We start from the raw sequence: 16,579 nt of genomic DNA on the forward strand, positions 1-16,579 counted from the left end.
AGTGAAGTGACATCAACCACGAACCAGGACCTTGCTCAACGCCTCGAGGAAACGGCTGTTTTCCGCCGGCAGGCCAATGGTGATGCGCAGATGGTTCGGCATGCCGTAATTGGCCACCGGACGCACGATCACACCTTCGCGCAACAGCCCCTGGTACACCGGCGCGGCGACGCGCCCCAGGTCGACACAGATGAAGTTGCCTTTCGAGGGAATCCAGCCCAAGCCCAGTTCACGCAGGCCTGCTTCCAACTGCTCCATGCCGGCCGCGTTCAGGCGACGGCTTTCAGCCAGGTAGGCTTCATCCTGCAACGCGGCACAGGCGGCGGCCAGGGCGAAGCTGTTGACGTTGAACGGCTGGCGCACGCGGTTCAGCACATCGGCCACCACCGCAGTGGACAGGCCGTAGCCGACCCGCAGCGAAGCCAAGCCGTAGGCTTTGGAGAACGTACGCGATACCAGCAGGTTCGGGTAGGCCGCGAGGAAATCCAGGCCATCGGGCAAATCGCTGCCTTCGGCGTATTCGATGTAGGCCTCGTCCAGCACCACCAGCACATGCGCGGGCACGTCCTGGAGGAAGTCATCCAGGGCCTGGGCATCGAACCAGGTGCCGGTCGGGTTGTTCGGGTTAGCGATGAAGACCACGCGGGTATTGGCGTCGATGGCCGCCAACATGGCCGGCAGGTCGTGCCCCCACTCCTTGGCCGGAACCACATGGGCATCCGCGCCGACGGCCTGGGTCGCGATCGGATAGACCGCGAACGCGTGCTCGCTGAATACAGCGTTGAGACCTGGCGCCAGATACGCCCGCGCCACCAATTCAAGAATGTCGTTGGAGCCGTTGCCCAGGGTCACCTGGTTCAGCTCGACACCGCAACGCTCGGCCAGCAGGCTTTTCAACGCAAAGCCATTGCCATCGGGATAGCGGGTCAGCTCGGCCAGTTCGTCGCGGATTGCCGCCAGCGCCTTGGGGCTCGCGCCCAGCGGGTTTTCGTTGCTCGCCAACTTGACGATGCTGGCCGGATCCAGGTCCAGCTCGCGGGCCAGTTCGTCCACGGGTTTGCCCGGAACGTAAGGCGAGAGTTGTTGCACGCCTGGCTGAGCCAGAGCGAGGAAGTTGCCACTCATTTGCTATCCGCCCTTAAAGAACTGCCTTGGGGTAGGAACCCAGCACCTTGAGTGCCACTGCTTCCTGACTGATTTTTTCCAGCACACCTTTTACCAGCGGATCGCGGTGATGGCCGACAAAATCGATGAAGAACACGTAGGTCCATTTACCGCTACGCGACGGACGGGTCTCGATCCGCGTCAGGTCGATACCGTTGTCGTGGAACGGCACCAGCAACTCATGGAGCGCGCCCGGCTTGTTGCTCATGGAGACGATGATCGATGTCTTGTCGTCGCCGGTCGGCGGCACTTCCTGGCTACCGATCATCAGGAACCGCGTGGAGTTGTCCGGGCGATCCTCGATTTTCTCGGCCAGGCGCGTCAGCCCGTAGAGGCCGGCCGCCATGTCGCCGGCAATCGCCGCCGAGTTCCACTCGCCCTTGACCCGCTTGGCCGCCTCGGCGTTGCTCGAGACCGCCACGCGCTCGACGTTCGGGTAATGAGCGTCCAGCCATTTGCGGCACTGGGCCAACGACTGAGCGTGGGAATAGATCCGGCTGATGCTGTCGGTCTTGGTGTTCTCGCCCACCAGCAGGTGATGGTGGATGCGCAGCTCGACTTCGCCGCAGATCACCATGTCGTGTTCGAGAAAGCTGTCCAGCGTGTGGTTGACCGCACCTTCGGTGGAGTTCTCCACCGGCACCACGCCAAAATTCACCGCGCCGGCGGCGACTTCACGGAACACTTCATCGATGGCCGCCATCGGCTTGCTGATCACCGCGTGACCGAAGTGCTTCATGGCCGCAGCCTGGGTGAACGTGCCTTCCGGCCCCAGGTAGGCGACTTTCAGCGGCTGCTCGAGGGCCAGGCACGAGGACATGATTTCGCGGAACAAGCGCGCCATCTCTTCGTTGCCCAGCGGCCCCTTGTTGCGCTCCATGACACGCTTGAGCACCTGGGCTTCACGCTCGGGGCGATAGAACACCGGCACTTCGCCTTCAGCCAGGGAGGCCATCTTCACCCGGGCGACTTCCTGGGCGCAGCGCGCGCGCTCGCTGATCAGCTCCAGGACCTTTTCGTCCAGGGCGTCGATGCGCAGGCGCAGCGCCTTGAGTTCTTGCTCAGACATCAGCCATGTTCCTTCTCGAACTCTGCCATGTAGGCGATCAGCGCATTGACGGCGTTGATGTCGACGGCGTTGTAGATGGAGGCGCGCATGCCACCGACCGAACGGTGGCCCTTGAGGTTCAGCAGGCCGCGCTCGTCGGCACCGGCCAGGAACGGCTTGTCGAGACGGTCGTCGGCCAGGCGGAACGGCACGTTCATCCATGAGCGATCGGTCTTGTTGATCGGGTTGCTGTAGAGGCCGCTGGCATCGATGAAGTCATACAGTGTGCGCTGCTTCACTTCGTTGAGCTTGCCAATGGCTTCGACACCACCCTGCTCTTTCAGCCATTCGAACACCAGGCCGGACAGGTACCAGGCCAGGGTCGGCGGGGTGTTGTACATCGAGCCGTTGTCGGCCGCGACCTTGTAGTTGAGCATGGTCGGGCACAGGGAACGGGCGCGCCCCAGCAGGTCTTCGCGAATAATGGCGACCAGGATGCCACTTGGGCCGATGTTCTTCTGGGCACCGGCGTAGATCATGCCGAAACGGGAGATATCCACAGGGCGCGAGAGAATATCCGAAGACATGTCGGCCACCAATGGCACGTCGCCGGTTTCCGGGATCCAGTTGAATTCCAGGCCGCCAATGGTTTCGTTCGGCGCGTAGTGAACATAGGCCGCGTCCTTGGACAGCTTCCACTCGTTCTGGCCGGGAATGGCGAAATAGTCGTAGGGCTTGGCGGTGGCCGCCACGTTGACGTGACCGTAGCGCGACGCTTCTTCGATGGCTTTCTGCGACCAGATGCCGGTGTCGATATAGTCGGCGCTGCCGTTTTCCGGCAACAGGTTCAACGGGATCTGGGCGAACTGCTGGCTGGCGCCGCCCTGCAGGAACAGCACCTTGTAGTTGGACGGGATGTTCAGCAGATCACGCAGGTCCTGCTCTGCCTTGGTGGCAATGGACACGAACTCATCGCTGCGATGGCTCATTTCCATGACCGACAGGCCCTTGCCGTGCCAGTCGAGGAGTTCACCCTGGGCACGTTTCAGGACCGCTTCAGGAAGCGCCGCCGGGCCGGCACAGAAGTTATAGGCTCTCTTGCTCACATCCAATCTCGCTCTGATCTGGTGGTCACTTAAATCTTTTGATCCGCACCGCTCCCACAGGGGTTACCGCTCATTCAAGGCATGGATGAATCCGTGGCGAGGGAGCTTGCTCCCGCTTGAGTGCGAAGCGCTCACAAAAGGAGGGGCCGCTGCGCGGCCCAGCGGGAGCAAGCTCCCTCGCCACAATGAATCAAACAAGCCTCAAGAGAGGGGCAGCATCCTTGGGACTGTGCAGTGTCGCAAATTTTCAAACAGAACAAACAACAAGGGGGCGAATCTTCATCCGCCCCCTGTGTGTCCGCTTAGTCCTGCGGTTCTTCTTCGTCTGCGGCAGCGTCGAGCGGTTGGTCGCCGACAGCATCGTCGACATCGGCGCCGAGGGTGCCGTCGAGCGCCACGCCGTCTTCGCCTTCCAGCTCCTCGCCTTCGACTTCCGACGGCTCCTGGACCCGCTCGAGCCCGACCAGCGTTTCGTCGCTGGCCAGCTTGATCAGCGTCACGCCCTGGGTGTTACGACCCAGGCTCGACACTTCGTCGACCCGCGTACGCACCAGCGTGCCCTGGTCGGAAATCAACATGATCTCCTCGCCGTCGAGCACCTGCACGGCGCCGACCAGGCGACCGTTACGCTCGTTGCTGACCATGGCGATCACGCCCTGGCCGCCACGCTTGTACTCGGGGAACTCGCTGATGGCCGTGCGCTTGCCATAACCACGGGCCGAAGCGGTGAGGATCTGGCTGCCTTCTTCAGGGATCAGCATGGAAATCAGCTTCTGCCCTTCCGGCAGGCGCATACCACGGACACCGCGAGCGGTACGGCCCATGGCGCGAACGTCGGATTCCTTGAAGCGGGTGACCTTGCCGCCGTCGGAGAACAGCATGACCTCACGCTCGCCGTCGGTGATGGCGGCGGAAATCAGCACGTCGCCTTCGTCCAGCTCCAGGGCGATCAGGCCGACGCTGCGCTGGCGACTGAAGGATTCCAGCGGGGTCTTCTTCACGGTGCCGTTGGCGGTGGCCATGAAGATGTAGTGACCTTCGGTGTATTCCTCCACCGGCAGCATGGTGGTGATGTATTCACCATCGTCCAGCGGCAACAGGTTGACCAGCGGACGACCGCGGGCGGCACGGGAGGCTTCCGGGATCTCGTAGGTCTTGAGCCAGTACACCTTGCCTTTGCTGGAGAACAGCAACAGCGTGGTGTGGCTGTTGGCGACCAGCAGGTGAGCGATGTAGTCCTCGTCCTTGACGCCGGTCGCCGACTTGCCTTTGCCGCCGCGACGCTGGGCCTGGTAGGCGGCCAGCGGCTGGGTCTTGGCGTAGCCGCCGTGGGAGATGGTCACCACGCGGTCTTCTTCCGGGATCATGTCACCCAGGGTCAGGTCCAGGCGCGCATCGAGGATCTCGGTGCGGCGCACGTCGCCGTATTCGGCGCGGATCACTTCCAGTTCTTCGCGGATCACTTCCATCAGGCGCGTGGCGCTGTTGAGGATGCGGATCAGCTCGCCGATCTGGTTGAGGATCTCCTGGTACTCGGCCAGCAGCTTCTCGTGCTCCAGGCCGGTCAGGCGGTGCAGGCGCAGTTCCAGGATGGCTTGCGCCTGTTCCGGGGACAGGAAGTACTTGCCTTCGCGCAGGCCATATTGCGGATCGAGGTTTTCCGGACGGCAGGAATCGGCGCCGGCACGCTCGACCATGGCCACCACCGCGGAGGACTCCCAAGGCGTGCTGACCAGCGCTTCCTTGGCTTCCGATGGCGTTGGCGAGGCCTTGATCAAGGCGATCACCGGGTCGATGTTCGACAAGGCAACGGCTTGGCCTTCAAGAATGTGGCCACGCTCGCGCGCCTTGCGCAGCTCGAATACGGTACGGCGGGTAACCACTTCGCGGCGGTGACGGACGAAGGCTTCCAGCAGGTCCTTGAGGTTCAGGATCCGCGGACGGCCGTCGATCAGAGCAACGATGTTGATGCCGAACACGCTTTGCAGCTGGGTCTGCGCGTAGAGGTTGTTGAGGATCACCTCAGGCACTTCGCCACGGCGCAGCTCGATCACGACGCGCATGCCGTCCTTGTCGGACTCGTCACGCAGCTCGGTGATGCCTTCGAGCTTCTTCTCTTTCACCAGCTCGGCGATCTTCTCGATCAGGCGGGCCTTGTTCAGCTGGTATGGCAGTTCGGTGATGACGATCTGCTGGCGACCACCGACCTTGTCGATGTCCTCGACAGTCGAGCGGGCGCGCATGTAAATGCGGCCACGGCCGGTGCGGTAGGCTTCGATGATGCCGGCGCGACCGTTGATGATCGCGGCGGTCGGGAAGTCCGGACCAGGGATGTATTGCATCAGCTCATCGACGGTCAGCTCGGGATTGTCGATGAGGGCCAGGCAACCGTCGATGACTTCACCGAGGTTGTGCGGCGGGATGTTGGTCGCCATGCCCACGGCGATACCGCTGGAGCCGTTGACGAGCAGGTTCGGGATACGGGTCGGCATGACCGCCGGGATCATTTCGGTGCCATCGTAGTTCGGCACCCAGTCCACGGTTTCCTTGTGCAGGTCGGCCAGCAGCTCGTGGGCCAGCTTGGTCATGCGCACTTCGGTGTATCGCATGGCCGCGGCGTTATCGCCGTCCACGGAACCGAAGTTGCCCTGGCCGTCTACCAGCAGGTAGCGCAGGGAGAATGGCTGCGCCATACGAACGATGGTGTCATACACGGCAGTGTCGCCGTGGGGGTGATACTTACCGATCACGTCGCCGACGACACGGGCGGATTTCTTGTACGGCTTGTTGAAGTCGTTGCCCAGCTCGCTCATCGCGAACAGCACGCGTCGGTGCACGGGCTTCAAGCCATCGCGCGCATCCGGCAGCGCCCGCCCGACGATTACGCTCATCGCGTAGTCGAGGTAGGACTGTTTCAGCTCGTCTTCGATATTGACCGGGAGGATTTCTTTGGCCAGTTCGCCCATGAGAAGCCTGATTCCTTTTTCTGGTGAAACCTCGTCACATCCAGATGGGACGAACGAAGCTCGCCGCTGCAGAACAAGTGCCATGCAGCGACTTACGACAAATCAACGAGTTATGCCATGGATCTGCGCAGTAAAGACCACCTCGCGAGGCGGCCTTGGAAACCGCCGGATGTTATCACAAGAGCCGCCACGCACCTATCCCCCAGATGCGCATGGTGCGTAGTTAGTTGACCGGTGACAGGCTGATATGGGATCAGAGGGGCTTAGAAGCACTGCGGATGGAGAATCAGGGCACAAATGCAAGGAATTTGTTGCCTTAAAGGCCTATTCGCGAGCAAGCCCGCTCCCACAGGGGATTTTTGTACGCCTGATATGTCAGCTCAACACATTCCACTGTGGGAGCGGGCTTGCTCGCGAAGGCGATAGATCAGGCGCCCCAAATTTTCAGTGCAACCGCTTGCGGCACATCAACTGCGCCAGCTTCGCGGTGTCCGGACGCTCGATGACGCCCTTCTCGGTCACAATCACATCGATCAAATCCGCCGGCGTGACATCGAATACCGGGTTGAAGGCGTCGATATCCGCGCCGAGCCCCTTGCCACCGACTTCCAGCAGTTCGCGCCTGTCGCGCTCTTCCATCGGAATGTCGTCACCGCTGGCCAGGCTCAGGTCGACGATCGAACTCGGCGCCACCACCATGAAGCGCACGCCATGGTGCATGGCACAGACTGCCAGCTGATAAGTGCCGATCTTGTTCGCCACGTCGCCATTGGCGGCGATGCACTCGGCACCGACGATCACCCAAGTCACCCCTTTGGTCTTCATGATGTGGGCAGCGGCCGAGTCGGCGTTGAGGGTCACCGGAATGCCCTCACGAGCCAATTCCCACGCCGTCAGGCGCGAACCTTGCAGCCACGGCCGGGTTTCGTCGGCATAGACGCGCTCCACCATGCCTTCGATATAGGCACCCCGGATGACCCCCAAGGCCGTGCCGAAACCGCCGGTGGCCAGGGCGCCGGTGTTGCAGTGGGTGAGGATGGCCTGGGCGTTGCCCTGGTGCTTGCGGATCAGGTCGACACCCAGCTGGGCCATGGTCAGGTTGGCTTCGCGATCACTCTCGTGGATGGCGATGGCTTCGGCCTCTAATACCGCCAGCGGCTCGGCATGCCCTTTCAAGCGCCCCAGCCGGTCACGCATCCGATCCAGCGCCCAGAACAGGTTCGCCGCCGTCGGCCGGGCCTCGGCCAGCAAGGCAAAATCGGCTTCCAGCGCCGCCTGCCAATCGCCGCCCTCGGCCATCCTGGCCCGCGCCGCCAGCACAACGCCATACGCCGCGCTGATGCCGATGACCGGCGCGCCGCGCACGACCATCGCGCCAATAGCCTCGGCCACGTCGGCGACACGGGTGCAGGCGATCCAGTTCTCCTCGAACGGCAGGCTACGCTGGTCCAGCAGGTACAGGACGCCATCACGCCAATCGATGGCCTTCACCTTCTCCGCAGCCAATAGTCGATCGCGCATCCTTCACCCCGTACTCATGAACAAAAGCCGCCGATTATAGCGATCCCTCCGCGAAGACGCTCGGGTATACTTCGCCATCCTTTATACCCCATGGAACCGTTCCACGATGCCCAAGCCTGCCGTTGCGCTCGACTTATTATTGCTGCCGACCTGGTTGGTGCCTGTCGAACCCGCCGGTGTAGTGCTCAAGGATCATGGCCTGGGCATCCGCGACGGCTGCATCGTGTTCATCGGCCCACGGGCAGAAGCCCTGAAATGTGACGCAACCGAAGTCCGTGAGCTACCCGGCATGCTGCTCAGCCCCGGTCTGGTCAACGCCCACGGCCACGCGGCCATGACCTTGTTCCGTGGCTTGGCCGACGACCTACCCTTGATGACTTGGCTGGAACAGCACATCTGGCCGGCCGAGGCCAAATGGGTCGATGAGGATTTCGTCCGCGACGGCACCGACCTGGCGATCGCCGAACAGATCAAGAGCGGCATCACCTGCTTCTCCGACATGTATTTCTACCCCAAGATCGCCAGCGAGTGCGTCCACGACAGCGGGATTCGCGCGCAAATCGCCATTCCGGTCCTCGACTTCCCGATCCCCGGTGCCGCCAGCGCCGACGACGCCATTCGTCAGGGCATCGAATTATTTGGCGACCTCAAGCACCACCCGCGGATCAAAGTCGCATTCGGCCCGCACGCCCCTTACACGGTGGGCGATGAGAACCTGGAGAATATCCGCGTGATCGCTGAGGAACTGGACGCGGCCATTCATATGCACGTTCACGAAACCGCCTTCGAAGTGCAGCAGGCTGTGGATAACACCGGTGAGCGACCGATGGCTCGCCTCGGGCGCCTGGGCCTGCTGGGGCCACGCTTCCAAGCCGTGCACATGACTCAAATCAGCGACGAAGACCAGGCCTTGCTGGTAGAAAGCAATTGCAGCGTGATCCACTGCCCGGAGTCGAACCTGAAGCTGGCCAGCGGTTTCTGTCCGGTGGAACGCCTGTGGCAGGCCGGCGTCAATGTCGCCCTTGGCACCGATGGCGCGGCGAGCAACAACGACCTTGACCTGCTCGGCGAAACCCGCACCGCCGCCCTGCTGGCCAAGGCCGTCGCCGGTTCGGCCACGGCCCTGGATGCCCATCGGGCCCTGCGCATGGCCACGCTCAATGGCGCCCGGGCGCTGGGCATCGAAACGACCGTCGGCTCCCTGGAAGTCGGCAAGGCCGCCGACCTGGTGGCTTTCGATTTGTCGGGCCTGGCCCAGCAACCGATCTACGACCCGGTGTCGCAGTTGATCTATGCCACCGGTCGCGATTGCGTCAAACACCTGTGGGTAGGCGGCAAGCCGTTATTGGAGGATGGCCGGCTGACCCGGATGGACGAACCGACACTGATCGCCACGGCCCAGGCCTGGGGTCGCCGCATCAGCGGCCACAACGAATGACCACGCCCCTTGAGCCACGGCTCGGGGCACCTGATTTTTCAAGCTTTTCGAGGATCTGCACATGAGCAACGTCGACCACGCCGAAATCGCCAAATTCGAAGCCCTGGCCCATCGCTGGTGGGACCGTGAAAGCGAATTCAAACCGCTGCACGACATCAACCCGCTGCGGGTCAACTGGATTGACGAACGGGTCAACCTGGCCGGCAAGAAAGTCCTCGACGTCGGTTGCGGCGGCGGCATCCTCAGCGAAGCCATGGCCCAGCGCGGTGCAACGGTAATGGGCATCGACATGGGCGAAGCCCCGCTGGCGGTGGCGCAACTGCATCAGTTGGAATCCGGCGTCAGCGTGGAATACCGGCAGATCACCGCCGAAGCCCTGGCCGAAGAAATGCCCGGCCAATTCGACGTGGTCACCTGCCTGGAGATGCTCGAGCACGTGCCAGACCCTTCCTCGGTCATCCGCGCCTGCTTCCGCATGGTCAAGCCGGGCGGCCAAGTGTTCTTCTCCACCATCAACCGCAACCCGAAGGCCTACCTGTTCGCCATCATCGGTGCCGAATACATCATGAAGCTGTTGCCACGGGGCACCCACGACTTCAAGAAATTCATCCGCCCTTCCGAACTGGGCGCTTGGAGCCGCGCGGCCGGGCTGACGGTCAAGGACATCATCGGCCTGACCTACAACCCGCTGACCAAGCACTACAAGCTGGCCGCCGACGTTGACGTCAACTACATGATCCAGACCTTGCGCGAGGAATAAGTCGATGCGTCTCAAAGCGGTTCTCTTCGACATGGACGGCACGCTGCTCGACACCGCGCCAGACTTCATCGCCATCTGCCAGGCCATGCGCGCCAACCGTGGCTTGCCACCGATGAACACCCAGCACATACGCGACGAGATTTCCGGCGGCGCCCGGGCGATGGTCGCGGTGACCTTTTCCATGGACCCGGAATCACCGGGGTTCGAGGAACTGCGCCAGGAATTTCTCGACCGCTACCTCAAGGGGTGCGCGGTCCACAGCCACCTGTTCGACGGCATGGCCGAGGTGCTGGCCGATATCGAGGCGGCCAACCTGATCTGGGGCGTGGTCACCAACAAGCCGGTGCGTTTCGCCGAACCGATCATGCAGCAACTGGGCCTGGCCGAGCGCTCGAAAGTGTTGATCTGCCCTGACCACGTGAAAAACAGCAAGCCGGACCCGGAACCGCTGACCCTGGCGTGCAAAATGCTCGACCTGGACCCGGCCAGCGTGCTGTTCGTGGGCGATGACCTGCGGGACATCGAGTCCGGCCGCAGCGCCGGCACCAAGACCTGCGCGGTGACCTATGGCTATATCCACCCGGACGACAATCCCAAGCACTGGGGCGCGGATGTGGTGATCGATCACCCATTGGCCCTGCGTGAAGTGCTGGATAACGCATTGTGCAGTTGCTGAGCTGATGTCGCTTTTGTGGCGAGGGAGCTTGCTCCCGTCCGGCGGTGAAGCCGTCGCCTGGGGACCGCTTCGCGCTCCAGCGGGAGCAAGCTCCCTCGCCACAAAAGCTCACCAAGCTCACTAAGCTCACTAAGCTCACTAAGCTCACCAAGCTCACCAAGCTAAGCTCACCAAGCTCACTGGCCATGATTGCTCTGCACAAACGGTAACGTGCCGCTTTATTTTGTTGAGGTTTTTTTATGTTTGATTATTCCGCCCGCCCCGATCTGCTCAATGGCCGGGTGATCCTGGTCACCGGCGCCGGTCGCGGGATCGGTGCCGCTGCTGCGAAAGCCTACGCCGCCCACGGTGCCACCGTCCTGCTGCTGGGCAAGACCGAAGCCAACCTGACCCAGGTCTACGATGAAATCGAAGCGGCCGGTCACCCGCAGCCGGCGGTGATCCCGTTCAACCTCGAAACCGCCCTGCCGCATCAATACGATGAACTGGCGGCGATGATCGAAACCGAGTTCGGTCACCTGGACGGCCTGCTGCACAACGCCTCGATCATCGGCCCACGTACGCCACTGGAACAATTGTCCGGTGAGAACTTCATGCGGGTGATGCACGTCAACGTCAACGCGATGTTCATGCTCACCAGCACCCTGCTGCCCCTGCTCAAGCTGTCCAGGGACGCGTCGGTGGTGTTCACCTCCAGCAGCGTCGGCCGCAAGGGCCGGGCCTACTGGGGCGCCTATGGTGTATCCAAGTTCGCCACCGAGGGGCTGATGCAGACCCTGGCCGACGAAGTCGATACCGTCGCCCCGGTGCGCGCCAACAGCATCAACCCCGGTGCCACCCGCACCAGCATGCGTGCCCAGGCCTATCCGGGAGAAAACCCGCTCAACAATCCAACGCCCGAAGCGATCATGCCGGTCTACCTGTACCTCATGGGCCCGGACAGCACCGGCGTCAACGGCCAGGCGTTCAACGCGCAATAACGACCCGAGCCGGCGGCGCGACGATTTACCGTCGCGACACCGGCCCTGATCCATGCCAAACCAGGCGAACCGCCAAGCCCACGTCGCCGAAGCTTATCGCGAGCTGTTTTCAATCCATTGATTCCTCATCGGTTTTTACTGAAATGAACCGAATGGCACGACTTTCGCTCTAACCTCTTCAAACATGCCATGTTCGGCAGGTAATGGACGTTGAGACGAGACTTATGCCTGCCATGGAAAGCGGACTAAACTCAAATCAGTTGTCCTACGGGACTGATGGACCAGTACGACGCGCAGCCCAAAGTCGCCACACCCAACCTGCGGGACAGATTTAGCTTAGGGGCTAACGCCATATGAAAACGCCCACCCAGATCAACGCGATCGACTTCGACAGCGCCAAATTGCAGCGCCTGGGCCTGGCCCAGCCATCGCCGCTTGCGGCACGCTCTGTCAGTCTGTCGCAATTGCGCCAACAACTGAGCCAGCAACTGCAGACCAGCCTGGAGCCACAGCGCATCCTGGGCCTGTTTTTCCGCGAAATTCAGCGACTGGTTCCCCTGGATGCGTTGGCCTATCAGCATAAAGCCAGTGACCTGCGCCTGGAGTTCGGGCAACGAGGGCATCACACCCTCAGCTACAACCTCAGCCATGAAGGCGAACAGCTGGGGGAACTGGTATTCCGCCGCAACCAGCGTTTCATCGAGGCGGAACAGAGCGATCTCGAATCCATCATGTCGACGCTGCTGTATCCGCTGCGCAACGCGCTGCTCTACCGCGCCGCCACCCGTAGCGCCCTGCGAGATCCACTGACCGCTACCGGCAACCGCATCGCCATGGACCAGACCCTGATGCGGGAAATCGACATGGCCAAGCGTCATTCGCAGCCCTTGTCAGTGCTGATGCTCGATATCGATCATTTCAAGCGCATCAACGACAACCATGGTCACGGCGTCGGTGACGAAGTGCTCAAGGCCGTGGCCGAGTCGATCAAGGGCCAACTGCGCAACGTGGACATGGTGTTCAGGTTCGGCGGTGAAGAATTTCTGATCCTGCTGGCCAATACCAGCCGGGATGCGGCGGCCATGGTCGGCGAACGGCTGCGTTATGCCGCCCAGGCCCAGGATTACTTCGCCGCTGGCACCCGGATCGAGCTGACCGTCAGCCTGGGCTGCGCCACCCTGCTACCAGGGGAATCTTCGGAAAGCCTGCTACGCAGGGTCGACAGCGCGCTGTACGTGGCCAAGCGCGAGGGTCGCAATCGACTGGCGATGGCTGGCTGACAAGTATCGGCAGCAAAGAATATTGAAATATCTGTGGGAGCGGGCTTGCTCGCGAAAGCGGTGGGTCAGCCTACGACTATGTTGCATGTGCCAGAGTCTTCGCGAGCAAGCCCGCTCCCACAAGGTTTAAGGCGATTCAAGACAGCGCTCATCCAAAACAACTGTGGGAGCGAGCCTGCTCGCGAAAGCGGCCTAGCAGTCAACCTCCCCGTCGACTGGCAGACCGCTTCGCGAGCAGGCTCGCTCCCACAGGTTGTGGCTATCTGTAGTGGTAGTAATCAGCTCCCGGCCAATGCCAGGCGCTCGCGGGGGGATGACGACTTACTCACTGTCTCCGACTGTTCCAGTTGCATGCAACGCTCCAGGAACAGATACATGTAGTCATAGCTCTTGCAAACGGCCTGGCGAAGCTCCGTCTGCAGGGCTTTGCTCGGGTTCATCCCCGCCAGCGTACAGATGATTTCCAAGGCTTCCCAAGGATGGGCATCGTCGTACTGGGCATGCATCTTCAGCCATTTCATGGCCCGCTTGCGGTCTTCCTCGGCGAAGGCGGCCGCATAGACACCGTTGGAACACACCAGCGCCGACCACTCTCCCGTGGCACCCTCGATGGCATAGTTGGTCGCGGCGATGGCCACGATCAACGCGTCCGAGGAACTGGTGTGCCAGCACCAGTGGCTCAAGGCATGAAGCTCAGGCGGTACCTGCTGGGCCTGCAGGTCTTCCAGGGTCACGCCGTGGGCGGCGCTCCAGTTGACCCAATAATCGGCATGGTTGAGTTCGACACGAATGTTGCGCATCAGCCAGCGACGCGCCATGTCCTCGCCAGGATGGCGGGCAAAGCGGGTCTTGGTGAGGTTCTGTGCCATGTATAAAGCGAACTGTTCGACGACCGGCCAACCACCAATGAGGTAGTGGCGCATGGTCTTGGCGCTGAGCTTGTTGTCGCGCATGCGCTGATACAGTTCGTGTTCGACAACCCGGCGCTTGCTCTCGCTGCAATCGGTAATGAGCTGCTGTGCCCATTTCGGATAGCTTGTGGCGTCCATGAGCGGGCCTGTTCGGTTGAATGTGTCGATCACTGTCGGGCTCCTTTTGATTGTGATTTTCTCGGATCAACAAGCGTTTCAGCGGAACGTGCCGGGGGCCTTGAATAACAACGGCTGGGGCCGGGCCGGCCGACATTGCAACGTGTCGCAGGTAAACAATTGCGGGCGTTCGATCACATACCCCTGAGCGTAGTCCACCCCTATCTCCAGCAATGCCTGCTCGATCTGGGCGGTTTCTACAAACTCGGCAATCGTGCGCTTACCCATGACGTGACCGATGTGATTGATCACTTCGACCATTGCACGGTTAATCGGGTCGTCCAGCATATCCTTTACGAAACTCCCGTCGATCTTCAAGAAGTCTACAGGTAAATGTTTCAGGTAAGCGAATGAAGACATTCCGGCGCAAAAGTCGTCCAGCGAGAAATAACATCCCAAGCTCTTGAGTTCATTGATAAAACGGATCGCACTGCCGAGATTCGAAATAGCGCTGGTTTCTGTAATTTCAAAACAAATCATTTCCGGCGGAATCGAGTAGGCGGCGAACTGTTTACGCAGGAAGTCGAGGAACGCCTGATCTCCGATAGTTGTGCCTGACAGATTAATCGCACACATCGCCATGGGCCCCTGTCGCGATTCATTCAGGCACTGGCGGATAATCTTGAAGACGTTTTCCACTACCCAACGATCCAGGGATGTCATCAGCCCGTAGCGTTCCGCCGCGGGAATGAAGCTGTCCGGCAGGATCATCCGCCCGGCTTCGTCATGCAGGCGCAGCAGGATTTCTATGTGCCCGCCACCATGATCGCCCGGGCCCAGCGCGGCGATTTCCTGGGCGTACAGGCAAAAGCGGTTTTCCTCCAAAGCCATGTGCAGGCGCTGGACCCAGGCCATCTCGCCAAAACGCAGGGACAACTCCGAGTCGTCGGCATGATAGACCTGAACCCGATTGCGCCCCTTTTCCTTGGCCATATAACAGGCCATGTCGGCGGCCCGCAGGGATGCCTCCAGGGTCGTCGGGGTCTGGGCGATGTGCACCAGGCCAATGCTCACGGTGGTCACGAACGGCCGGCCCTTCCAGACAAAATGCAGGTTCTGCACGGTCTGGCGCAGCCCTTCGGCAATCTTTTCCGCAGCCTCCGGCGAACAGTTCTCCAGCAGGATCCCGAACTCATCGCCGCCCAACCGGGCCAGGGTGTCGTTTTCCCGCAGCCCTGATTGCAACAAGGCACAGATATGCCGCAACAACTCGTCTCCCGCCGCGTGGCCGCAGGTGTCGTTAACCAGCTTGAACTGGTCCAGGTCGAGGAACATCAAGGCATGCCGGCCGACCTGGCGAGTGAGGTTGTGCAAGGCCTGCTCGAGGCGATACTCGAATTCCCGGCGGTTGGCCAGGCCGGTCAGGGCGTCGTGGGTGGCCTGCCACGACAGGTTGGCGATGTATTGCCGCTCCTGGGTCATGTCATGCAGCACCAGCACGGCGCCGCTGACCTTGCCAGCATGGCGGATCGGCGCGCCCACCAGGGTGACCGAGACCGTGCTGCCATCCAGGCGCTGGATCAGTTTCGAATGTTCGCTGGCGCCACTGAGTCGACCGCTGAGGATGTGCTCGATCAAGGTCAGCCCTTCGGTCTGGGCATTGTCATCGAGCAAATTGAACAGCGCGGCCAAGGGCAAGCCCGTGGCGTGTTCGGCCTTCCAATGGGTCATCGCTTCGGCGGCGGGGTTCATGTAGGCGATGGCCCCTTCCACGTCGGTGGTGATAACCCCATCGCCAATGGATTGCAGGGTGATCTGCGCTCGTTCTTTCTCCATCTGCAGCGCATTGGCGAACACCTGCCGCTGGGCCAGCAACTTATGGGTACGCAACAGCGCCAGGACGATCAGCCCCAGGGCGGTGGCGAAATTGGTCACCAGCAGAAGCCGCAGGATGAAACGCGAGCCCTCTCCCAGTGCGTCGCTGAACGCCTTGGCAGCCGGGGTCACGGAATCATTGATCGCAAAGATCTGGGCCTTCCAGCCGCGGATGTCCACCTCCGAGGCCTGGCCCGCGGCGATGCTGCCGTGCATCTGCCGGGCGACGTTATTCAATTCGATCAGGTAGCCGTCGCCCACCGTCCAGAGATCGATGGCTTCTTCCAAGTAACTGAAGTGACGGAAATTCAAATAAAGCCAGATCAGGCTGGACACATCGTCCGGGTGATTGCCGCCCTTGAGGATGCCGGCCCGTGCGGCCTCCAGGTCCGGCGGCTCACGGTCCAGCGCCACCCGCAATTCGTGGCCGCCCTCGGGCACGGCGATGGCCTGCTGAAATTTTCGGAAAATCGCCTCATCGCGGCTGTCGGCGTAGAGGTTGAGGTAATAGATGGCGTCTTTCTGCCCCTTGGACCAGAGACTCTCCCCCGCCACATAGCCGCGAACCGCAGACAATACGTATAGGCTGACGCCGCCGAGCAATGCCTGAAATAGCACAACGGCGATAAAGGGCCAGACGATACCCAGCAGCCGTGGTGTTCCGAGAGTCTGCTTTTGCTTCATGAGGTCCCTTGCACACAGGTATTGCGGACGAACACCCGCCAGAATTCCACTCC

General features: G+C 61.5%; 12 protein-coding genes. 5 read left to right on the forward strand and 7 right to left on the reverse strand.

The annotated features are described in order from the left end of the window. Window positions 1–12: 12 nt before the first annotated feature. From hisC to mtnA, 5 genes are all read right to left on the reverse strand, one after another. Window positions 13–1,125 (reverse strand): histidinol-phosphate transaminase, encoded by a 1,113-nt coding sequence (gene hisC, locus J3P88_RS21950; protein ID WP_186704719.1) that lies wholly within the window; start codon window positions 1,123–1,125, stop codon window positions 13–15. 13 nt (window positions 1,126–1,138) lie between these two features. Beyond that, a complete protein-coding gene (gene pheA / locus J3P88_RS21955) occupies window positions 1,139–2,233 on the reverse strand; it encodes a prephenate dehydratase (protein WP_003199233.1) in 1,095 nt (364 codons plus the stop codon). Next, window positions 2,233–3,318, reverse strand: a complete 1,086-nt coding sequence (gene serC, locus J3P88_RS21960; RefSeq protein WP_186704718.1) for a 3-phosphoserine/phosphohydroxythreonine transaminase — start codon at window positions 3,316–3,318, stop codon at window positions 2,233–2,235. The genes pheA and serC overlap by 1 nt, the downstream gene beginning before the upstream one ends. Before the next feature lie 302 nt (window positions 3,319–3,620). Continuing rightward, complete coding sequence (gene gyrA / locus J3P88_RS21965; RefSeq protein ID WP_434571609.1) at window positions 3,621–6,284, reverse strand: DNA gyrase subunit A; 2,664 nt, start codon at window positions 6,282–6,284, stop codon at window positions 3,621–3,623. Window positions 6,285–6,728: 444 nt separating this feature from the next. Beyond that, entirely contained in the window at window positions 6,729–7,805 is a 1,077-nt protein-coding gene (gene mtnA / locus J3P88_RS21970) for an S-methyl-5-thioribose-1-phosphate isomerase (RefSeq protein WP_434571610.1), read from the reverse strand. Window positions 7,806–7,911: 106 nt separating this feature from the next. On the opposite strand from mtnA, the gene J3P88_RS21975 reads away from it, so the two are divergent. The 5 genes from J3P88_RS21975 to J3P88_RS21995 all read left to right on the forward strand — a co-directional run bounded on the left by J3P88_RS21975 (window position 7,912) and on the right by J3P88_RS21995 (window position 12,939). After that, entirely contained in the window at window positions 7,912–9,243 is a 1,332-nt protein-coding gene (locus tag J3P88_RS21975; protein ID WP_434571612.1) for a TRZ/ATZ family hydrolase, read from the forward strand. Window positions 9,244–9,304: 61 nt separating this feature from the next. Then, on the forward strand, window positions 9,305–10,003 hold the full coding sequence (ubiG, locus tag J3P88_RS21980) for a bifunctional 2-polyprenyl-6-hydroxyphenol methylase/3-demethylubiquinol 3-O-methyltransferase UbiG (RefSeq protein WP_063322361.1): 699 nt from the start codon (window positions 9,305–9,307) through the stop codon (window positions 10,001–10,003). Window positions 10,004–10,007: 4 nt separating this feature from the next. Next, a complete protein-coding gene (gene mupP / locus J3P88_RS21985; RefSeq protein WP_434571614.1) occupies window positions 10,008–10,679 on the forward strand; it encodes an N-acetylmuramic acid 6-phosphate phosphatase MupP in 672 nt (223 codons plus the stop codon). A 239-nt stretch (window positions 10,680–10,918) separates the two neighbouring features. Further along, window positions 10,919–11,659: a YciK family oxidoreductase gene (locus J3P88_RS21990; RefSeq protein WP_434571616.1), complete on the forward strand. Its 741-nt coding sequence runs from the start codon at window positions 10,919–10,921 to the stop codon at window positions 11,657–11,659. Between the two features lie 353 nt (window positions 11,660–12,012). Continuing rightward, window positions 12,013–12,939 (forward strand): GGDEF domain-containing protein, encoded by a 927-nt coding sequence (locus tag J3P88_RS21995; RefSeq protein WP_186704712.1) that lies wholly within the window; start codon window positions 12,013–12,015, stop codon window positions 12,937–12,939. A 278-nt stretch (window positions 12,940–13,217) separates the two neighbouring features. Here J3P88_RS21995 and J3P88_RS22000 read toward each other — a convergent pair whose 3' ends face one another. Both J3P88_RS22000 and J3P88_RS22005 read right to left on the reverse strand, forming a co-directional pair. Then, window positions 13,218–13,988 (reverse strand): TenA family transcriptional regulator, encoded by a 771-nt coding sequence (locus J3P88_RS22000; protein ID WP_434571618.1) that lies wholly within the window; start codon window positions 13,986–13,988, stop codon window positions 13,218–13,220. 78 nt (window positions 13,989–14,066) lie between these two features. Next, the gene (locus J3P88_RS22005) at window positions 14,067–16,526 is read right to left on the reverse strand and encodes an EAL domain-containing protein (RefSeq protein ID WP_186704710.1); all 2,460 of its coding nucleotides are present in this window, start codon (window positions 16,524–16,526) and stop codon (window positions 14,067–14,069) included. Window positions 16,527–16,579: the final 53 nt, after the last annotated feature.

The organism is Pseudomonas sp. Z3-6 (genome assembly GCF_051131985.1).
GTDB classification, from domain to species: Bacteria; Pseudomonadota; Gammaproteobacteria; order Pseudomonadales; family Pseudomonadaceae; genus Aquipseudomonas; species Aquipseudomonas zanjanensis.